Here is an 18620-nt window from a genome sequence, read left to right on the forward strand (position 1 = left end):
CCCCGGCAGGGAACCGCCGGGGCGTTGGGGGAGTCTAACTAAAAGTAAGACAGTTCAACTGCGAGCCTTTCGGGGGTGGGCATATGACACATGTTGGGGCACTCGACATCGATATCGATGCGGTGCGCACGAAGTACACAGAGGCTATCGACGCGTACCGCGACGCCGCGTGCGAGCTCGACGCCGGGCGGCCGGTGGTTGCCGCGTCAGCGTTCGGCGCGGGTTTCGCGCGGGAGGGCCAGCGCATCGTGGATGCGCTGGAGGCGTTGCATGCCACGTCGCAACGCTTCCTTGCGGCGCGCGGGGAGAATTGGGGGCAGGTGCTTTCGCTTAGCGACGCCACCGTCGCCGCCGACCAGCTCTCTTCCGAGTATTTGGCATCGATCGCGGGCGGGGTGGATAACGCATGATGGCCGCGGTGAAAGACGACGTCCAGTCGCTGGTGCGCGCGGTCGATGTCGCGCCGGAGGTGGGGCCGGCGCAGCGCGCCGTGGTCCACGGCTTGGCCGGCGAATTGTTGGAGCAGGTCGCGCAGACCGACGGGCTCGACTTGAGCGCGTTTCTCGCCGCGGGCCTGAAGTTGTCCGCGGGCGGGAAGCGCCCGGACACGCCGGCGCGGACGTGTTCGTGCGACGAGAGCGCCTGGTTCGACGAGGTGGGCATCCGCGAGCGCGAGCGTTGCGACGAAGCACGCGAAACCGAGCATTTCGACCGCGCGAAAGCCGCAGGCGAGTCGATCGGGCAGTGCGGGGAGGCGATCAAGACGATCGTGGACACCGCGGAATCGGCGGTGCGCGCCCTGCTGGAGCCGGCGCGGCGCATGCTGGACATCGTGCTGAACTGCGGGATTGGGCAGCTGATCCAGCCGGCGGTGGAGATGGTCATCGAGGCGCTGCGCAGCGCGCGCGAGACCGCCAGCGACCGCAACGGCGTGATCAAGGAGTGCCTGGGGGAGGTTGCCACGCGCGTCGACACCGCGGCCGTCGAGCAGCCTGCCCCGCCGGTGCAGTTCGGAGAGAAGGGGCATTCGCCTTGCGACGTCACGACGCGCCCCGCCGCCGCCACCAGCGCTTCCGACGTATCTGCCGATTCAGGCGCCCGCTTGGGGCTGGATCTGAAGTTGGATCTGACGTTGGACGCGAAACTGGAGGCGACGCTCGGCATCGAGGAGACGGCGCTGGAGGACTGCCCGACGGAGCCTGCGGCTCAACCCGAGTGCGAACCGGAACCGGAACCAGAACCAGAACCAGAACCGGAGTGCGAACCGGAACCCGAGCCGGAGCCGGAATGTGAACCGGAACCGGAGCCGCCGCCACCGCCGCCTCCCGCACCGGCACCCGCGGATGACGGGGTGATCGCCCCGCCGCCGGAGCTGTCGCAGGTGGAGGAGCCGGCGCCGCCGCCGAAGAAGCTGGAGAATCTGGAAACGCAGCCGGCGCAGGCGGGAGATGCCGGCACCGAAACCGGCGCCGATGCCGGTGGGGCGGAAGCTGATCCGTGGGCAATGAAGAAGGCAGGGGAGTGGTAGCGATGGATTTCGAGCAGTTTGTGGCCCAGTACCAAAAACGCACCGCGAAGCGCATGGCGGACTTCGAGGCGTTGATGAAGGAAACGCAGCAGAAGATGGAGATGACCGCCAAGCATCACGCACGGGCCCGGGAGACGATGCCGCGGCAGCCGGTGACGGTGCCTCGTGGGGACTACAGCATGCCGCGGAGTCGTCGTAACGCTTCGCAAAAGCAGCAGATCCAGGCGGTGCTGCGCGCGATTGGCCCGAACGGCGAAAACCCCGTCGTGTAAGCACGACGGGGAAGGTGACTAGAACAGGGAGAAGCGGGCGTTGTCGCGCGCCAGGCCGGCGGCCTTGGACAGCTTCTCGCCGGTCAGGGACTCCACGCCGGAGCCTTCCGCGTCCGGTTCGGAGTAGGAGCCGTAGGCCTTGTCCTCGTCGAGCTGGTGCAGCAGGTAGCCCACGAGCAGGCCGCGGACGGTTTCCTGCAGCCCGCGGTCGGACTTGCCCACACCGAGGATGCGCTTGACCAGGTTGTCCTCGGAGAAGGACTGCTGGTCGCCCTTCTTCGGCGCGCGGTAGACCACTTCGCCGGCCCAGTTGTAGGCCAGCTTGGCGGGGTTTCCGGGGTCGAACAGCGAGTCGCCGTCTTCGCCGGGGCCGACGACCATGCCGGGGACGAATAGGTTGCGCGCCGCCTCGACTGCGGACGGCGCCACGTTGGCCGGGTACACCGCCGCCACGGCCTTCGCCTTCGGATTGTCCACCGCGGCGAGCACGGCCGCGCCGCCGCCCATGCCGTGGCCGACGATGCCGAGCTTGCCGGGCGAGATGGAGATGTTGCCGTTGCCCAGGCGCACGCCGCCGAGGATCTGCATGGCGGTCTCCAGGTCGGCGGCGAGGCCGACGTGGTCGGGCTTGAAGCCGGTTTCGGTGTCCGGCGCGGCCACGGCGATGCCCCAGCTGGCCAGGTGGCGCAGGGTGTCCTCGTAGGCGGCGACATCCTTGAGCCAGTCGTGGCCGAACGCCACGCCGGGCAGGTTCTTGCCTTCGGCGGGGGTGTAGACCTTGCCGGGCAGGCCGGTGTAGCCCAGGTCGCCTTCCAGGACGCGGTGCGGGCCGCGCTTGGACAGGTCGGAGAGTTTCTTCAGCTTCGCAGACACGCGGGCAATCCTACTGCATACCTGTCTCCGCTAGGGTAAGTCCGACAAACCCCACAGACAGGAGGTCGGATGCTCGGTGCGTTGCAGCTGGCGTTCATTGATTCGGTGAATCTGCTCCTCATCGGCGTCATCGTCGCGGTCGGCATTGCTGCACGGAGCAACTACGCCAAGACCACCGCGCTGCTGATCGCGGGCGATTGGTGCGGCGTGGCTGGCTTGGCGCTGATCATGCTGGTGATTTTCGACGGCCTGGGCCCAGTGGTGCAGCGCTTCGTCGAAGGCCCGGTGTTCGGCATTTTGCTCATCGCCACCGGCGTCCTCACGGCGATCCTCGCGGTGCGCGGCGGCGACAACCAGGCGCTGGTGCAGAAGATCATGCGCCCGCTGCACACCCCCGGCCCGGCCACCGTGGGAACCGGCATGGTGCTCGGTTTGATCCAGTCGGCGACCTCGTTGCCGTTTTACGGCGGGCTGGCACTGCTGTCGGCCGCCGGCGTCGACGCGCAGGTGCGCTACGCCGCGATCCCGCTGTACGCCACGGTGGCGCTGTCGCTGCCCACGTTGGCGGCCTTGGCCGTCGGCTGGGTGCGCGCGAAGCCGGACAGCGCCGCCGCGCGCGGCTTCGACTGGGCGCGCGCCCACCCCGACCAGGTCACGGCGGCGGCGACGTGGTCGGTGGCGGTGCTGCTCATCGTTTTGGGCGTGACCCACGTGGTGTAATAGGCCCGTGCTGACAACAACGATCGATCTGGACGCTATCGCGCACAACACCCGCCGCCTGCGCGAGCAGACGACCGCGGAGCTGATGTGCGTGGTCAAGGCGGACGCCTACAACCACGGCGTCGAGCGCTGCGTGCCGGTGATGGAGGCGAACGGTGCGGACGCGTTCGGCGTGGCCACCTTCGCGGAGGCGCGCCGGGTGCGCGAGCTGACCACTAAACCGGTGCTGGCGTGGCTGTGGGATCCGCATGAAGAGCTCCCGGCCGGCGTCGACGTGGGGGTCCCGTCGTTCACGCATTTGCATTCGCTTATCGACGCACCAACGGCGCCCACCGTCTACCTCAAAGTGGACACGGGGATGCACCGCTCCGGCATCGACGAGGTCCGCTGGCAGGAGGCCTTCGAGCTCGCCCTGGACGCGCAGCGCAACGGCAAGCTCGAGGTGGCGGGGCTGATGACGCACTTCAGCTGCGCCGACGACCCGTCCGACCCGTACACGGACCAGCAAGCGGCCGCGTTTCGCCGCGCGATCGCCCAGGCCCGCCAGGTGGGCCTTGAGGTGCCGCGCAACCACGCGGCGAACTCGCCGGCGACGTGGACCCGCCCGGACCTGCACTTCGACATGGTCCGGCCGGGTTTGAGCCTGTACGGCCTGGAGCCGGTCGACGGCCTCGACCACGGACTGAAACCGGCGATGACCTGGTCGGCGCCGGTGGTGACGGTGAAACCGATGCGCAAAGGCGAGGCCACCAGCTACGCCCGGACCTGGGAAGCGCCGGCGGACGGGTTCACGGCCGTGATCCCCGCGGGCTACGCGGACGGGGTGCAGCGCTCCTGGCAAGGCGCCGTGGAGGTCGACATCGCGGGCCGGACCTACCAGCAGGTGGGCCGGGTGTCCATGGACCAGATTGTGGTCTGGCTCGGCGACAACGAAGCGGACGTCACAGCGGGCGATGAGGCCGTCATCTTCGGCGACGCCACCGCGCTGGCCAAGCGCGCCGGCACCATCAACTACGAGGTGGTCTGTGCTCCGCGCGGGCGCACCACCCGCACCTACATCGGGGAGGGCAAGTAGATGAAGACCACGTTTCCGGCGCAGGGCGAGCGGCTGTGCGACGACGCCGCGGATACTCAAGCGCTCGGCGAAGAGCTGGGGCAGGCCCTCGAGGCGGGCGACCTCGTGGTGCTCGACGGCCCGCTCGGCGCGGGCAAGACCACCTTCACACAGGGCATCGCGAGGGGCATGGGGGTCAAGGGCCGGGTGACGAGCCCGACGTTCGTGATTGCGCGGGAGCACTCGTCGATAGGCAATGGCCCCTCGCTCGTGCACGTGGACGCCTACCGGCTCGGCGACGACCCGCTGGGCGAGCTCGACGCCCTCGACTTAGACAGCGCCCTCGAGGACGCCGTGGTGGTGGCTGAGTGGGGCGGCGGACTGGTGGAGCAACTCGCGCAGCGCCACGTGCGCGTCACGCTGGATCGGCGCACGCACGCCGACACAGAAGCCCGCATCATCTCCTGGCGCGTCGAAGACGGGATGTAGGCTTACACGCATGCTCAACCTCACTAGCCAGTCCCGCCGCTGGATCGTGCTCGCAGCTGTGCTGTGGCTCGTGATTTTGGCGGGGATCATCTTCATCCCGCAGTCCCGTTCCACCGAGGTCGCCCAGGTCGCGCCCACGAACTCGCTGACGCGCTCGCTGCAGCAGACCCGCCCGGGCGGCGACGCCGTGTCTGCGCAGCTGGTGGACCCGGCGCGCATCTACGACGCGGAGCGCTATCTCGGCTATACAACGCTGTGCCCGGGCGAGCCGCAGGAGCTGGTGGACGCCAAGCTTGAGGCCTTCGGCATCAGCGCCGACGACCTGGACCTCGGCGGCGACCTCGGCTACGTGCTGCTCATTCCAGGCGGCGAGGGCGAGGCTCCCATGGTGGACCCGGTGGAGCTGAACAAGGTGGACATCTGCACCGTGCCGCAGTCCGAGTCCTTCCCGCTCAACACCGCGATGCCGTTCCACATGAACCAGGGCCGCTGGACCCTCGGGTTGGGCCAGTAATGCTCGTTCTCGCCCTGGACACCGCCACGACTGACCTGGTCGCAGGCATCGTGGACGGGGACCGTGTGCTCGCGGAGACGGCCGTTGCCACCCGCGCGCACAACGAGACGCTTATGCCGGAGATCACCCGGCTGCTGGATCAGACGGGGATCGAGTTCGCGGACCTGGGCGCGGTCGTGGTCGGCTGCGGCCCGGGGCCGTTTACCGGCCTGCGCGTCGGCATGTCCACCGCGTCGGCGCTGGGGCAGGCGCTTGCCATTCCGGTGCACGGGGTGTGCACGCATGACGCGGTCGCCGCGTCGCTTGGCGGTGAGGCGCTGGTGGTCACCGACGCGCGCCGCCGCGAAGTGTACTGGGCGCGCTACTCCGGCGGCAAGCGCGTCGCCGGCCCTAACGTGTGCAAGCCGGCGGACCTGACCTCACCCGCGGTGGATGTGGTCAGCGTGCCGTCGTCGCTCGCGGAGCTTTTGCCTATCGACGCCCAAAGGGTGACTTACCAACCCCCAACACCTGCCGGCCTCGTCGCAGTCGCCGACCTGGGCGCGCCGCCGGAGCCGCTGGTGCCGCTGTATCTGCGCCGGCCGGACGCGGTGCCGCCGAAGCAGGCCCCGAAGTCGCCGGCGCTGCCATGAGCGTGGCCTTCCGCGAGCTGGGCGTCGCGGACGCCCCGGCGGCCGCCGCCATCGAGGCGGTGCTCTTCGCCGGCGACAGCCCGTGGTCCGAGGCGGCGTACCGCTCCGAGATCGCCGCGCGCCACACCTTCTACCTGGGCGCCTTCGACGGCGATGAGCTGGTCGGCTTTGCCGGCCTGGCCATGCTCGGGCCGAAAGACGACCCGGAGTTTGAGATCCACACCATCGGCGTCGACCCCTCCCGGCAGGGCGAGGGCCTGGGCCGGGCGCTGATGGACCAGATGATGCACACTGTGGACCTTTTGGACGGGCCGTGCTTTTTGGAGGTGCGGGTGGACAACACGCCCGCGATCCGGCTGTACGAAAGCTTCGGGTTTTTCACCGCGGGCGTGCGCAAGAATTACTATCAGGCCTCCGGCATGGACGCGTACACCATGACGCGGCCGAAGAAGAGCGAAAGGCGAGACCAGTGATTGTGTTGGGCATCGAGTCCTCGTGCGACGAAACCGGCGTGGGCATTGTCGAGCTGCGCGAAGACGGCACGATGGACATCCTCGCCGACGTCGTCGCCTCCTCGATGGAGCAGCACGCCCGCTTCGGTGGGGTCGTGCCCGAGATCGCCTCGCGCGCGCACCTGGAGGCCATGCCGCAGGTGATGGAAAAGGCGCTGGCGGACGCGGGCATCGACAAACCCGACGCGGTGGCCGCCACTGTGGGCCCGGGCCTGGCCGGCGCGCTGCTGGTCGGCGCGTCCGCGGCCAAGGCGTACGCGGCGGCGTGGGGCGTGCCGTTTTACGGCGTGAACCACCTAGGCGGGCACGTCGCGGTGGCCAACCTGGACGGCGAGCCGCTGCCGCACGCGGTTGCGCTGCTGGTCTCCGGCGGGCACACGCAGCTGCTCGAGGTCGAGGCTGTGGGCAAGCCGATGAGGGAGCTGGGCACCACGCTCGACGACGCCGCCGGCGAGGCCTACGACAAAGTCGCCCGCCTGCTGGGCTTGGGCTACCCCGGCGGCCCGGTGGTGGACAAGCTCGCCGCCGAAGGCGACCCGGAGGCGGTGAAGTTCCCGCGGGCGCTCTCGCGCGCCGAGGACCTGCGCGGCGAGCACCGCTACAACTTCTCCTTCTCGGGCCTGAAGACTGCGGTGGCCCGCCACGTCGAGGCCGCCGAGTGCGACGGGCGCGTGATCTCGCTGGAGGACGTCTGCGCGTCCTTCCAGGAGGCGGTGTGCGACGTGCTCACCGCGAAAGCCGTCATGGCCTGCGAGGACACCGGCGCGAACACGCTGCTGCTCGGCGGCGGCGTGGCCGCGAACCGCAGGCTTCGCGAACTTGCGCAGCAGCGCTGCCAGGCAGCCGGTATTGAGCTGCGCGTGCCGCGGTTCAACCTGTGCACGGACAACGGGGTGATGATCGCGGCGTTGGCCGCGCAGCTCATCCACGAAGGCGCTGCGCCTTCTGGGCTGGGCGTGGGCACGGACACGTCGCTGGAGGTCGAGGTCCCGCTCGTGTCGTCGTAAAGCGAGAAGTGCTGGTTGCGGATACGCTTGGGGCCTGCACGTCTTGTTCGACGAAAGGATGTCCCGTGTCCGCTGAAACTACCGAGCAATTCGACCAGGGCCAGGCCGACCGCGAGCGGTTCGGGTTCCTGGTCAACCCGGACCTGACCTACCGCCGCATCGTCTTCGACGAGGACACCGCGCGCGAGACCCTCGGCGGCATCACCGGCGAAGCCGTCGATGTCGCCTTCGACCAGGAAGGCAACCGCTTCCACGCGATCTTCCGCCCGGACGCGGCCCAGCTGGGCCAGGAGCCGAACCCGGTGGCGTCGCTGGCGCGCAACACCGCGGAGACGGACAACCCGGAGTTCCTCACCGACCCCACCCGCGCTATCTCCGGCCCGGTGATCTTCACGGCGCGCGACGGGGAGAGCGTGGACGAGCGCACCATCGGCAAGGTGCTGCAGGCCATCCGCGCGGTGGAGAATTACCGCGACGACAACGCCGAAGAATACGAGCTTTGGCGAAACGCGGTGCTCAACCGCTAAATCGCGCTAACACACAGCCTGTGGTTGTTGGCTGGCACTCTCGGGGGTAGAGTGCCAAAGCAGGTTGTGTGAAGCACAGTTGTTCACCCGCGACGACGGCTGCGCCTCTTCAGACCTGAACTGTTGAATCATTCACCAATGAAAGGTTGCTGATCATGGCAAACGTCAACATCAAGCCGCTGGAGGACAAGGTCCTCGTCCAGATCGCCGAGGCTGAGACCACCACCGCGTCCGGCCTGGTTATCCCGGATTCCGCCGCGGAGAAGCCGCAGGAAGCCGTCGTCATCGCTGTCGGCCCGGGCCGCCTGGACGACAACGGCAACCGTGTCGCCGTGGACGTCAAGGAGGGCGACACCGTCGTCTTCTCCAAGTACGGCGGCACCGAGCTGAAGTACGGCGGCGAGGAGTACCTGCTGCTGTCCGCCCGTGACCTGCTGGCCGTCGTCGAGAAGTAAGCGCCATGGCAAAACTCATCGCATTTGATCAGGAGGCCCGCGAGGGCATCCAGCGCGGCGTGGACACGCTCGCCGACGCGGTGAAGGTCACCCTCGGCCCCCGCGGTCGCAACGTCGTGCTGTCCAAGTCCTGGGGTGGGCCGACCGTCACCAACGACGGCGTGACCATCGCCCGCGACATCGACCTCGAGGACCCGTTTGAAAACCTCGGTGCGCAGCTGGTGAAGTCCGTCGCAGTCAAGACGAACGACATTGCCGGCGACGGCACCACCACCGCAACGCTTCTGGCTCAGGCGCTCGTCGCCGAGGGCCTGCGCAACGTCGCGGCCGGCGCGAACCCGATCGAGCTGAACAAGGGCATCAAGGCCGCCGCCGACAAGGTCGTCGAGGAGCTCAAGGCCCGCGCGACCGACGTGCAGTCCTCCGCCGAGATCGCGAACGTGGCCACCGTGTCCTCGCGCGACCCGGAGGTCGGCGAGATGGTCGCCGGCGCCATGGACAAGGTGGGCAAGGACGGTGTGCTCACCGTCGAGGAGTCCCAGTCCATCGACTCGTACGTGGACCTGACCGAGGGTATCTCCTTTGACAAGGGCTTCCTCTCGCCGTACTTCATGACGGACCCGGACGCCGGCCAGGCAGTGCTGGAAAACGCCCGCGTGCTGCTGGTGCGCGGCAAGATCTCCTCCCTGCCGGACTTCCTGCCGCTTTTGGAGCAGGCCGCTTCCGAGTCCGTGCCGCTGTTCGTGGTGGCGGAGGACATCGAGGGCGAGGCGCTGCAGGCGCTGGTGGTCAACTCCATCCGCAAGATCCTCAAGGTTGTCGCAGTGAAGTCGCCGTACTTCGGCGAGCGCCGCAAGGCGTTTATGGACGACCTCGCGGTGGTCACCGCCGCGACCGTGATCGACCCGGAGGTCGGCGTCAACCTCAAGGACGCCACCCTGGACCACCTCGGTTCCGCCCGCCGCGTGACGGTGACGAAGGACGACACCGTCATCGTCGACGGCGCCGGCACCGCCGAGGCAGTGGAGGACCGCCGCAACCAGATCCGCCGCGAGATCGAGTCCACCGACTCGACCTGGGACAAGGAGAAGGCGGAAGAGCGCCTGGCCAAGCTGTCCGGCGGTGTGGCCGTGCTGCGCGTCGGCGCTGCCACCGAGACCGAGCAGAACGAGCGCAAGCTGCGCGTCGAGGACGCCATCAACGCCGCCCGCGCGGCGGCGGACGAGGGCATCATCGCCGGCGGCGGCTCCGCGTTGGTGCAGATTGCCAAGCAGCTCGAGACCTTCGCCGAGGGCTTCGAGGCCGAGCAGAAGACCGGCGTGCTGGCCGTGGCCCGCGCCCTGTCCAAGCCGGCGTTTTGGATTGCCGACAACGCGGGCCTCGACGGCGCCGTTGTGGTGTCCAAGGTCGCCGAGATGCAAAACGGCGAGGGCTTCAACGCCGCCACGCTCGAGTACGGCAACCTCATCGAGCAGGGCATCATCGACCCGGTGAAGGTCACCCACAGCGCGGTGGTCAACGCCGCGTCCGTGGCGCGCATGGTGCTCACCACGGAAGCGTCTGTGGTGACTAAGCCCGCTGAGGAAGACGAGCACGAGGGCCACGCGCACTAGTCGCGCATCGGCCGAAGGTTCGTCGATAAGCAAAAACGCCCCGAAACCGGGGCGTTTTTCGTATTCCGGGCTACTTGGCGGAAGCCGCGGCGACCTTCATGCCGCCGGCGGTGCCGCGCAGGATGGCGGAGCGCTCGGATTCGCTCATGCCGCCCCAGATGCCGTACGGCTCAGCCACACGCAGCGCGTGCTCGCGGCACTGCGACAACACCGGGCACTCGAAGCAGATGGCCTTCGCGCGGTTTTCGCGCTGCGTGCGCGCCCGGCCGCGCTCCCCGTCGGGGTGGTAGAAGATTTCGGAGGCCTCCCCCCGGCACTTGCTGTGTAGCTGCCAATCCCAGAAGTCTGCGTTGGGTCCGGGAAGCTGATGCGGCAAAGACATAATCGGGAGTGCTCCTTTGTGGAAGTACCTCAAACGTGTAACCGGCAACGAGTGTGGACTGCTCTGGTTAACGTTTGGTTTCGTCCCGGTTACAGACTGCTGTCGCGCAGTCGAACCGCGCGAAAATACCCCTGTCTTACTGCGTTAACGCACCTGGTTACGGGCAGGTGAATTCCTGGCAAAAGCTCGGTAGCGCAAACAAAATGGCAAGTGCGTCTATTATGTACGGGTTACGCGAGTCCGGAGCAGGCTGACAGATGTAGGGAGGAGATGCGCGTGGCTGCAAGCGATGAAGACGCAGAACTCGCTGGCTTAGTCCCCGCCGCTGCGCAGGGCGACCGGCGGGCGCTGCAGCGCATCATCTCCATCATCCACCCGCGCGTGCTGCGCTACGCCAGGGCGCGCATCGGGGGAGGGCGGATGCCTACCCCCGAAGATGTGGCCCAGGAGATCTGCCTCGCGGTGGCGACGAGCATCGACCGCTACAACGACACCGGCCGTCCGTTCATGGCGTTCGTGTACGGCATCGCGTTTAACAAGGTCGCAGACGCGCACCGTGCGATGGCGCGCGACAAGCTGAGCCCGGTGGAGGAGGTGCCCGACACCGAAATGGCGACAATCACACCGGAGGACGCCGCGATGGTGTCGTCGGGGAGTAACGCTGTGCGGGCTTTGCTCGATTCATTAAACGAGAAGGCCCGCGACATCGTTATTCTGCGAGTGTTTGTGGGTCTGTCCGCGGAGGAGACGGCTGAAGTCATGGGCAGCACACCAGGTGCAGTGCGTGTTGCCCAGCACCGTGCGCTGTCCAAACTGCGGAAGCAACTGGACGGAGGGCAGGCGGAGTTATGACACGGCAGGACGATCATTTTGAGGAGTTCGCGAACAGCGACGCGTTCATTGAGGCGCTCATGCTTGGCGACGATCCTTCGGCAGGCAACGACCCCCTCGCCGCCGCCCTGCTGAAGCTGAAGGGCGATGTCGACCGGCCGATGCCGCCGGCGCCACAGCTGTACGTGGAGGATTCCCAGTCCGTCGGCAACGTCGCCTCGCTGGACGAGAAGCGCGCCGAGAAGGCGAAGCGCCGCGTCAGCCCGTGGCTGTCCGGCTTGATCGGCGCCGCCGCGGCGACCGTGGTGTGCGTCGGCACCGGCGCCGCCCTGTTCGAAGACGGCGCGCAAGGCGAAGACACCACGATGGTGGAGCTGGCCACCACCCTCGACGAGCTTGAGGCGGCCAACGAAAGCGGCGATGCCGCTGCCGCCCGCGACCTGCTGGAGCAGGCGCGCGGCCTGGTGGCCACGATGAAGGAGCGCGAGCGGCGCGCGGCCAAGGACGGCGCGGCCGCGACGGTGACAGAGACGGTCACGGAGGCGACCACGGTGCCGGCGGAGGACACCTCCACCGAGCAGCCGACTCCGGAGCAGGCCCCGGCTGTCCCGGCACCGCCGGCGCAGCAGCAGCCGCCGCAGTCCTCGCAGGATCCGGCGCAGCGCGGGCCGGGTGCAGGCAATGGCTCAGGCTCCGGTGCGGGCGCCCGCCAGCCCTCGCAGCCCACCCAGCCGACGGTGTCGAGCCCGCAGCCGAGCGCGACTTCCGGCATCACGGCGCCGACGCAGGGCACAACCGGTGGGTCCTCGGCGGAGGGCACCGCCTCGGAACAGGAGCACCCGTCGCTGCGGGTCAACGACCCGGCGACGATGGTGAATCCGCCCGCTGAGTTCGGCGCGGGCAACAGTGTCTCCGGCGGCGCAGAGGGCGGCCCGATCGTCCACCCGCCGGTGGGCAGCAGCTCCTAGCGCCCCTCTAAGCCGTCCAGGTAGCCCATGGCGTAATCCCAGGGCACGTAGGCCTCGATGTTGGGGTTCGCGCTCGGCTCATGCACCGGGGGCAGCTGGTTGTTCAGCGAGGCGATCATGTTTTGCTCCATGATCTCCCAGTCGTAGTAGTGGACTTGGTCGCAATCCTCGCAGAGGAACGACACCCCGAGGATTCCGCGGGGTTTCAGCATGCGCTTCGCGTCGCGCACATGCGAGAGATCCTGGATGACTGCGACGCGTTCGGCGGGCGACAGCGGCTCGGCGTGCTCTTCGTCCTCGATGAAGGATGCCGGGTCGTTGGGGTCGTCCGCGAACGGGTCCAATGGCATCATGTCGTCGTAGTTCACCCGTCTAACCCTATACGGTGTGGCAAACCGGCTCGATCCCCCGCTCGCAGGAGCGCTGAACTGGGTGGCACGGTCGGGGTTTGCGGGGCGTTATATCATGGCGAAAAACATCCGCGCGGGAGAGGAGACTAAGCGATGGCGAACGAGCGTGTGTGGACTGGTGGGGACGATCCGGACAAGGTTGCGCTTCGCGGCCTGACCTTCGACGATGTGCTGCTGCTGCCGGCGGAATCCCACATCGTCCCGTCCGAGGTGAGCACCGCCTCCCAGTTCACCAAGAACATCCGGTTGGGCATGCCGATCGCCTCCGCCGCGATGGACACGGTCACCGAGTCCCGCATGGCGATCGCGATGGCGCGCCAGGGCGGCATCGGCGTGATTCACCGCAACCTGAGCGCCCAGGACCAGGCGGAGCACGTCGACATTGTGAAGCGCTCCGAGTCCGGCATGGTGTCCAACCCGGTAACCGCAACCCCGGACATGACGCTTGAGGACGTGGACGCGCTCTGCGCCCGCTTCCGCATCTCCGGCCTGCCGGTGGTTGACGGCGGCGGCCGCCTTGTCGGCATCATCACCAACCGCGACATGCGCTTCGAGGCTGACTTCAAGCGCAAGGTCGCCGAGGTCATGACCCCGATGCCGCTCGTGGTGGCGCCGGAGGGCGTCGATAAGCAAGAAGCTTTGGCGCTGCTGTCCTCCAATAAGGTGGAGAAGCTGCCGATCGTGGCGACGGATGGCACCCTGGCCGGCCTGATCACCGTGAAGGACTTTGTCAAAAGCGAGCAGTACCCGAACGCCTCCAAGGACGCCGACGGCCGCCTGCTCGTCGCCGCCGGCGTGGGCACCGGCGAGGATTCCTTCGACCGCGCGGGCCTGCTGGTGGAAGCCGGCGTGGACGCGCTCGTGGTGGACTCCGCGCACGCGCACAACAACCGCGTGCTGGAGATGGTCTCGCGCGTGAAGAAGGAATTCGGCGACCGCGTGGACGTCATCGGCGGCAACTTGGCCACCCGCAGCGCGGCGAAGGCCATGATCGACGCTGGCGCTGACGCGATCAAGGTGGGCATCGGCCCGGGCTCCATCTGCACTACCCGTGTGGTGGCAGGCGTGGGCGCGCCGCAGATCACCTCGATTCTCGAGGCATCCGTCCCGGCGAAGGCCGCAGGCGTTCCGATCATCGCCGACGGCGGCATGCAGTTCTCCGGCGACGTGGCCAAGGCGCTGGCGGCGGGCGCGTCCACCGTGATGCTCGGTTCCATGCTTGCCGGCACCGCAGAGGCCCCGGGCGAGATCGTGGTCGTGGGCGGCAAGCAGTACAAGCGCTACCGCGGCATGGGATCCATGGGCGCCATGCAGGGCCGCGGCCTGACCGGCGAGAAGCGCTCCTTCTCCAAGGACCGCTACTTCCAGGCTGATGTGACCAGCGAGGACAAGCTGGTGCCGGAGGGCGTCGAGGGCCGTGTGCCGTTCCGCGGCGAACTGGACTCCATTACCCACCAGATTGTCGGTGGCCTGCGTGCCGCCATGGGCTACACCGGCGCCGCCTCCATCGAGGAGCTGCAGACGAAGCAGTTCGTCCAGATCACCGCCGCCGGCCTGCGCGAGTCGCACCCGCACGACATCACGCAGACCGTCGAGGCGCCGAACTACCGCCAGTAAGGGATACTCATGCGCGACTACGTGGAAATCGGCCTCGGCCGCGAGGCCCGCAGGGCGTACGACTTGGGCGATCTTTCAATCGTGCCGAAGCGCCGCACCCGTTCTTCGAAGGACGTGGACACGAGCTGGAACATCGACGCCTACACATTCGACATCCCGCTCGCCTCTCACCCGACGGATGCGCTGGCCAGCCCCGAGTTCATCATCGAGCTGGGCAAGCAGGGCGGCCTCGGTGTGATCGACGCCGAGGGGCTTTGGGGCCGCCATGCAGACCTCGAGGGCGCGGTGAAGAAGGTCGTGGACTCGTGCGAGGACGCCTGGGGCATCGACTCGGAAGAAAAGTACCAGGAGTACATGGACTCGGAGGAGCGCTCCGTTCGCACGCTGCAGGAGCTGCACGCAGCGGAGCTTGATACCGATCTGCTCACTGAGCGCATCGCCCAGGTGCGCGACTCCGGCGTCACAGTGGCGGTGCGCGTGAGCCCGCAGAACGCGCGTGAGCTGGCGCCGGTGGTCATCGCGGCAGGTGCGGAGATCCTGTTCATCCAGGGTTCTATCGTCTCGGCCGAGCACGTGCAGCAGGGCGGCGAGCCGTTGAACCTGAAGGAGTTCGTCGGCTCGCTCGACGTGCCGGTGATCGCGGGCGGGGTGTTCGACTACTCCACGGCAACCCACCTGATGCGCTCCGGTGTGGCCGGTGTGATTGTGGGCTCGGGCCACGCCGACACGGTGGTCAATGTCCCCATGGCTACGGCGATCGCTGACGTGGCGGCGGCACGCCGCGACTACCTGGACGAGACCGGCGGGCGCTATGTGCACGTGCTGGCGGACACCGCCCTGTGGGAACCTGGTGCCGTCGCCCTTGCTATTGCGTGTGGCGCTGATGCGGTCATGCTCGGCCGCAACTTGGCGCAGGCGTCCGAAGCTGCGGCTGGCGGCGTGTACTGGGAGGCGCAGGCGGCGCACCCGCGATTCCCGCGCGGCGACGTGAGCAAGGACGCCACCGCGGGCAGGGGCGTGCCGTTGGAGACGGTGCTCTTCGGCCCGTCGAGCGATCCGTATGGCGGTCTCAACATCGTCGGAGGTCTGAAGAGAATCATGGCAAAGTGTGGTTATACTGATGTGAAAGCTTTTCAGAAAGCCGATCTGGCGATCCGTAGTTGAGAAATTGGATGAGTACGCCCCATGTCTAGCCGTGTAACCATTCTTCGCGACGCACCAGAGGGTGCCTCCCACGAAGTCGATGTCAACGACATCTTCTTTTCGGTCACCGACGCGAAGGGTGTGATGACCCATGTCAACGACGTGTTCATCAAGTACGCCCAGTACGACGCGGACGAGATGATCGGCAAGCCGCACAACCTCATCCGCAGCGATGAGATGCCGGGCGGCGCCTTCAAGATCATGTGGGACACCATCGAGGACGGCCGCCCCTTCGCCGCGTACGTGCGCAACAGCGCCAAGAGCGGTTCGGCGTACGACGTGCTCGCCACCGTGACCCCGCTGCCCAACGGCGGCTACCTGTCCGTGCGCACCCGCCCGATGACGGAGCGCTTCGAGGCGGCAGGCAAGCTGTACCAGGAGGCGAACCTGGTCGAGCACGAGGCCGAGGCCAATGGTGTGGGCCGCCGCGAGCGCGCCGTCAAGGGCGCGGAGAAGATCGGCGAGCTGCTGCCGGATTACGACGCGTTCATCCGCGCCGCGCTGCCGGCCGAGGTGCAGGCGCTTGAGGACGCCGGATTCACCCTGCCGGAGGGCTCCGGCGACATCTATGACGCGGCCCGTGCGCTGTACGGCGAGCTGGACCAGTTCATGAACGTCCAGACCGCCATCCAGGACGCCGCCGACGAGCTGCGCAAGGCGTCCGCCACCCTGGTGGAGGAAAACGCCGTCACCAACAACGTGAAGGCGGAGATGGAAAACGTGGTCACCGAGGGTGCTTCGCGCACCCTGCTACTCGCACCGCTGCAGGTGTGGGCGACCATGCGTGGCATCATCGACGAAAACGCCGCCACGCTGGAAGAGGTGGCCGAGGAGCTCTACGCCAAGACCGCGAACGCACGCATGGCGATCGCCCTGGCCCGTCTGCACACCGCGCAGACCGCGCAGTTCTCCACCGAGGCCGGCGCGGATGAGTCCATGCGCCTGCTTGTGGACGCGCTCGAGGTTGACGTTCGCGAGATGGACGACGCGGTGTTCCTGCACTCGTCCTTCCGTCGCCGCGTGGAGCTGAAGGTCAACTCCATTTCCGAGCTGACCAAGATCCCGCTGGAGATGATCCGCCGCTGGTCCCAGAACACCAACGAGTCCACCATGGGCGCCGAAGTGATGCCGCTGGTGGAGCAGGTCAACAAGGCTATGGAGGCAGCGGATAATTCCATCGCCCAGCTGCAGCAGGCTTCCGAGAAGCTCGCGCAGGCGCCGTCCACCGACGAGGTGCGCGCCGCCCTGGAGCGCCTCAGCTCGGCTGTAAAGTAGCGCTTTTCGCGCGAGTCGCGCGGGTGGTGCCATTCCGGCGCCACCCGCACGGCTTTCCTTTGTCCTCGACCACGCCGGCGCGGGGGCACGCAAGGTCATGCTGGTCATTCTGGGGTTTTCCCGGACGCTGCACAAGCAGTTGGGTCTCGCGCGCGATCGACTACGATCTAGGCCTGTGAATACTCCGCAAGCCCGCCCAGTCCTTGTCCTCGATTTCGGCGCGCAGTACGCGCAGCTGATCGCCCGCCGTGTGCGCGAGGCGAACGTGTTCTCCGAGGTGGTTCCATCCACCATCACCGCCGCTGAAGTCCGCGAGAAAAACCCACAAGCCCTGATTCTCTCCGGCGGCCCGTCGTCGGTGTACGAAGAAGGCGCGCCGCAGCTCGACCAAGAGATCTTCGAGCTGGGTCTGCCAATCTTCGGCATCTGCTACGGCTTCCAGATCATGACCCGCGCGCTCGGCGGCGAGGTGGCCAAGACCGGTGCGCGCGAGTACGGCCGCACGCAGATGCGTGTCGACGGCGGCGTGCTCCACGCAGGCCTCGAGCCCGAGCACGCCGTGTGGATGTCCCACGGCGACTCCGTGACGCAGGCACCGGAAGGCTTCGAGGTCACCGCCTCCACTCCGGGCGCGCCCGTGGCCGCGTTCGAGGACACCTCCCGCAAGCTCGCCGGCGTGCAGTACCACCCGGAGGTCATGCACTCCCCGCACGGCCAGGAGGTGCTCACCCGCTTCCTCACCGAGATTGCTGGCCTGGAGCAGAACTGGACCGCCTCCAACATCGCCGAGCAGCTCATCGCGGACGTGCGCGAACAGGTCGGCGAGGGCCGTGCGATCTGCGCCCTGTCCGGCGGCGTGGACTCCGCCGTCGCGGGGGCACTCGTGCAGCGCGCCATCGGCGACCGGCTGACCTGCGTGTTCGTGGACCACGGCCTGCTGCGCCAGGGTGAGCGCGAGCAGGTGGAGACCGACTTCGTGGCCGCCACCGGCGCGAAGCTGGTCACCGTGGACGAGCGCAAGGCGTTTTTGGACAAGCTCGCCGGCGTGACCGAGCCGGAGGCGAAGCGCAAGGCCATCGGCGCGGAGTTCATCCGCTCCTTCGAACGCGCTGTTGCCGGCGTGCTGGAGGGTCAGCAGGTGGACTACCTGGTCCAGGGCACCCTGTACCCGGACGTGGTGGAGTCCGGCGGCGGCACCGGCACCGCCAACATCAAGAGCCACCACAACGTCGGCGGCCTGCCGGACGATGTCGAGTTCGAGCTGGTCGAGCCGCTGCGCCTGCTGTTCAAGGACGAGGTCCGCGCCGTCGGCCGCGAGCTGGGCCTGCCCGAGGAGATTGTGAACCGCCAGCCGTTCCCGGGCCCGGGCCTGGGCATCCGCATCATCGGCGAGGTCACCGAGGAGCGCCTGGAGAGGCTACGCGCCGCCGACGCCATCGCCCGCGAGGAGCTGACCAAGGCCGGTATGGACGATGAGATCTGGCAGTGCCCGGTCGTGCTGCTCGCCGACGTGCGCTCCGTGGGCGTGCAGGGCGACGGCCGCACCTACGGCCACCCGATCGTGCTGCGCCCGGTCGCCTCCGAGGACGCGATGACCGCGGACTGGGTGCGCATCCCCTACGAGACGCTCGAGGTCATCTCCACCCGCATCACCAACGAGGTCGCCGACGTCAACCGCGTGGTGTTGGACGTCACCTCCAAGCCGCCGGCCACCATCGAGTGGGAGTAAGTCCCGGAC

The 18620-nt window shown here is 67.9% G+C and carries 22 protein-coding genes; 19 read left to right on the top strand and 3 right to left on the bottom strand.

Features of this window, described 5'->3' with window-relative positions; genetic code table 11:
• Positions 1–83 precede the first annotated feature (83 nt).
• From ACX1NL_RS02245 to ACX1NL_RS02255, 3 genes are read left to right on the top strand one after another with little or no spacing between them, the layout of a single operon-like run.
• The gene (locus ACX1NL_RS02245; protein ID WP_239357207.1) at positions 84–410 is read left to right on the top strand and encodes a hypothetical protein; all 327 of its coding nucleotides are present in this window, start codon (positions 84–86) and stop codon (positions 408–410) included.
• Entirely contained in the window at positions 407–1528 is a 1122-nt protein-coding gene (locus ACX1NL_RS02250) for a hypothetical protein (protein ID WP_458898498.1), read from the top strand. Before ACX1NL_RS02245 ends, ACX1NL_RS02250 begins: the two co-directional genes overlap by 4 nt.
• Positions 1529–1530: 2 nt before the next feature.
• Positions 1531–1800, top strand: a complete 270-nt coding sequence (locus ACX1NL_RS02255) for a hypothetical protein (RefSeq protein ID WP_070473335.1) — start codon at positions 1531–1533, stop codon at positions 1798–1800.
• 18 nt (positions 1801–1818) lie between these two features.
• On the opposite strand, the gene ACX1NL_RS02260 is transcribed toward ACX1NL_RS02255, so the two are convergent.
• Positions 1819–2673 carry a dienelactone hydrolase family protein gene (locus ACX1NL_RS02260; RefSeq protein ID WP_239357204.1) on the bottom strand — a complete coding sequence of 285 codons (855 nt, stop codon included), beginning with the start codon at positions 2671–2673 and terminating at the stop codon, positions 1819–1821.
• Between the two features lie 69 nt (positions 2674–2742).
• On the opposite strand from ACX1NL_RS02260, the gene ACX1NL_RS02265 reads away from it, so the two are divergent.
• The 10 genes from ACX1NL_RS02265 to groL all read left to right on the top strand — a co-directional run bounded on the left by ACX1NL_RS02265 (position 2743) and on the right by groL (position 10196).
• On the top strand, positions 2743–3393 hold the full coding sequence (locus tag ACX1NL_RS02265; protein WP_301614592.1) for a GAP family protein: 651 nt from the start codon (positions 2743–2745) through the stop codon (positions 3391–3393).
• A gap of 7 nt (positions 3394–3400) precedes the next feature.
• Positions 3401–4468 (top strand): alanine racemase, encoded by a 1068-nt coding sequence (gene alr, locus ACX1NL_RS02270; protein ID WP_458898499.1) that lies wholly within the window; start codon positions 3401–3403, stop codon positions 4466–4468.
• Positions 4469–4936, top strand: a complete 468-nt coding sequence (tsaE, locus tag ACX1NL_RS02275; RefSeq protein WP_301614594.1) for a tRNA (adenosine(37)-N6)-threonylcarbamoyltransferase complex ATPase subunit type 1 TsaE — start codon at positions 4469–4471, stop codon at positions 4934–4936.
• A gap of 10 nt (positions 4937–4946) precedes the next feature.
• Positions 4947–5450 carry a hypothetical protein gene (locus tag ACX1NL_RS02280; protein ID WP_239357201.1) on the top strand — a complete coding sequence of 168 codons (504 nt, stop codon included), beginning with the start codon at positions 4947–4949 and terminating at the stop codon, positions 5448–5450.
• Positions 5450–6082 (top strand): tRNA (adenosine(37)-N6)-threonylcarbamoyltransferase complex dimerization subunit type 1 TsaB, encoded by a 633-nt coding sequence (tsaB, locus tag ACX1NL_RS02285; protein ID WP_181889846.1) that lies wholly within the window; start codon positions 5450–5452, stop codon positions 6080–6082. Before ACX1NL_RS02280 ends, tsaB begins: the two co-directional genes overlap by 1 nt.
• Positions 6079–6555 (top strand): ribosomal protein S18-alanine N-acetyltransferase, encoded by a 477-nt coding sequence (rimI, locus tag ACX1NL_RS02290; protein ID WP_181889847.1) that lies wholly within the window; start codon positions 6079–6081, stop codon positions 6553–6555. Before tsaB ends, rimI begins: the two co-directional genes overlap by 4 nt.
• Positions 6552–7601 (top strand): tRNA (adenosine(37)-N6)-threonylcarbamoyltransferase complex transferase subunit TsaD, encoded by a 1050-nt coding sequence (gene tsaD / locus ACX1NL_RS02295; RefSeq protein WP_458898500.1) that lies wholly within the window; start codon positions 6552–6554, stop codon positions 7599–7601. The genes rimI and tsaD overlap by 4 nt, the downstream gene beginning before the upstream one ends.
• A gap of 65 nt (positions 7602–7666) precedes the next feature.
• Positions 7667–8128, top strand: coding sequence for a hypothetical protein (locus tag ACX1NL_RS02300; RefSeq protein ID WP_458898501.1), 462 nt, complete (start codon positions 7667–7669; stop codon positions 8126–8128).
• Between the two features lie 155 nt (positions 8129–8283).
• On the top strand, positions 8284–8583 hold the full coding sequence (gene groES, locus ACX1NL_RS02305; RefSeq protein WP_038609785.1) for a co-chaperone GroES: 300 nt from the start codon (positions 8284–8286) through the stop codon (positions 8581–8583).
• Between the two features lie 5 nt (positions 8584–8588).
• Positions 8589–10196 (top strand): chaperonin GroEL, encoded by a 1608-nt coding sequence (gene groL, locus ACX1NL_RS02310; protein WP_269508275.1) that lies wholly within the window; start codon positions 8589–8591, stop codon positions 10194–10196.
• Positions 10197–10266: 70 nt separating this feature from the next.
• On the opposite strand, the gene ACX1NL_RS02315 is transcribed toward groL, so the two are convergent.
• Positions 10267–10578, bottom strand: coding sequence for a WhiB family transcriptional regulator (locus ACX1NL_RS02315; protein WP_070473359.1), 312 nt, complete (start codon positions 10576–10578; stop codon positions 10267–10269).
• 276 nt (positions 10579–10854) lie between these two features.
• On the opposite strand from ACX1NL_RS02315, the gene ACX1NL_RS02320 reads away from it, so the two are divergent.
• Both ACX1NL_RS02320 and ACX1NL_RS02325 read left to right on the top strand, forming a co-directional pair.
• A complete protein-coding gene (locus ACX1NL_RS02320; RefSeq protein ID WP_239307043.1) occupies positions 10855–11430 on the top strand; it encodes a sigma-70 family RNA polymerase sigma factor in 576 nt (191 codons plus the stop codon).
• Complete coding sequence (locus ACX1NL_RS02325; RefSeq protein WP_458898502.1) at positions 11427–12377, top strand: hypothetical protein; 951 nt, start codon at positions 11427–11429, stop codon at positions 12375–12377. The genes ACX1NL_RS02320 and ACX1NL_RS02325 overlap by 4 nt, the downstream gene beginning before the upstream one ends.
• Here the strand turns inward: ACX1NL_RS02325 and ACX1NL_RS02330 are convergent.
• On the bottom strand, positions 12374–12730 hold the full coding sequence (locus tag ACX1NL_RS02330) for a DUF5319 domain-containing protein (RefSeq protein WP_181890050.1): 357 nt from the start codon (positions 12728–12730) through the stop codon (positions 12374–12376). The genes ACX1NL_RS02325 and ACX1NL_RS02330 overlap by 4 nt on opposite strands.
• Before the next feature lie 150 nt (positions 12731–12880).
• On the opposite strand from ACX1NL_RS02330, the gene guaB reads away from it, so the two are divergent.
• From guaB to guaA, 4 genes are all read left to right on the top strand, one after another.
• The gene (gene guaB / locus ACX1NL_RS02335) at positions 12881–14404 is read left to right on the top strand and encodes an IMP dehydrogenase (RefSeq protein WP_458898503.1); all 1524 of its coding nucleotides are present in this window, start codon (positions 12881–12883) and stop codon (positions 14402–14404) included.
• Positions 14405–14413: 9 nt separating this feature from the next.
• Entirely contained in the window at positions 14414–15568 is a 1155-nt protein-coding gene (locus ACX1NL_RS02340; protein WP_458898504.1) for a GuaB3 family IMP dehydrogenase-related protein, read from the top strand.
• A gap of 21 nt (positions 15569–15589) precedes the next feature.
• Positions 15590–16882, top strand: coding sequence for a PAS domain-containing protein (locus tag ACX1NL_RS02345; RefSeq protein ID WP_458898505.1), 1293 nt, complete (start codon positions 15590–15592; stop codon positions 16880–16882).
• A gap of 175 nt (positions 16883–17057) precedes the next feature.
• Positions 17058–18611, top strand: a complete 1554-nt coding sequence (gene guaA / locus ACX1NL_RS02350) for a glutamine-hydrolyzing GMP synthase (protein WP_458898506.1) — start codon at positions 17058–17060, stop codon at positions 18609–18611.
• The last annotated feature ends 9 nt before the right edge of the window (positions 18612–18620 follow it).

Source organism: Corynebacterium sp. CQ3829_602738, from assembly GCF_054478435.1.

Bases quoted from the DNA above. Each gene is read 5' to 3' on its own strand.
- ACX1NL_RS02245 (WP_239357207.1), top strand. From the start codon at position 84: ATGACACATGTTGGGGCACTCGACATCGATATCGATGCGGTGCGCACG.
- ACX1NL_RS02250 (WP_458898498.1), top strand. From the start codon at position 407: ATGATGGCCGCGGTGAAAGACGACGTCCAGTCGCTGGTGCGCGCGGTC.
- ACX1NL_RS02255 (WP_070473335.1), top strand. From the start codon at position 1,531: ATGGATTTCGAGCAGTTTGTGGCCCAGTACCAAAAACGCACCGCGAAG.
- ACX1NL_RS02265 (WP_301614592.1), top strand. From the start codon at position 2,743: ATGCTCGGTGCGTTGCAGCTGGCGTTCATTGATTCGGTGAATCTGCTC.
- tsaE (WP_301614594.1), top strand. From the start codon at position 4,469: ATGAAGACCACGTTTCCGGCGCAGGGCGAGCGGCTGTGCGACGACGCC.
- ACX1NL_RS02280 (WP_239357201.1), top strand. From the start codon at position 4,947: ATGCTCAACCTCACTAGCCAGTCCCGCCGCTGGATCGTGCTCGCAGCT.
- tsaB (WP_181889846.1), top strand. From the start codon at position 5,450: ATGCTCGTTCTCGCCCTGGACACCGCCACGACTGACCTGGTCGCAGGC.
- rimI (WP_181889847.1), top strand. From the start codon at position 6,079: ATGAGCGTGGCCTTCCGCGAGCTGGGCGTCGCGGACGCCCCGGCGGCC.
- groES (WP_038609785.1), top strand. From the start codon at position 8,284: ATGGCAAACGTCAACATCAAGCCGCTGGAGGACAAGGTCCTCGTCCAG.
- groL (WP_269508275.1), top strand. From the start codon at position 8,589: ATGGCAAAACTCATCGCATTTGATCAGGAGGCCCGCGAGGGCATCCAG.
- ACX1NL_RS02315 (WP_070473359.1), bottom strand. From the start codon at position 10,578: ATGTCTTTGCCGCATCAGCTTCCCGGACCCAACGCAGACTTCTGGGAT.
- ACX1NL_RS02325 (WP_458898502.1), top strand. From the start codon at position 11,427: ATGACACGGCAGGACGATCATTTTGAGGAGTTCGCGAACAGCGACGCG.
- ACX1NL_RS02330 (WP_181890050.1), bottom strand. From the start codon at position 12,730: ATGATGCCATTGGACCCGTTCGCGGACGACCCCAACGACCCGGCATCC.
- guaB (WP_458898503.1), top strand. From the start codon at position 12,881: ATGGCGAACGAGCGTGTGTGGACTGGTGGGGACGATCCGGACAAGGTT.
- ACX1NL_RS02340 (WP_458898504.1), top strand. From the start codon at position 14,414: ATGCGCGACTACGTGGAAATCGGCCTCGGCCGCGAGGCCCGCAGGGCG.
- ACX1NL_RS02345 (WP_458898505.1), top strand. From the start codon at position 15,590: ATGTCTAGCCGTGTAACCATTCTTCGCGACGCACCAGAGGGTGCCTCC.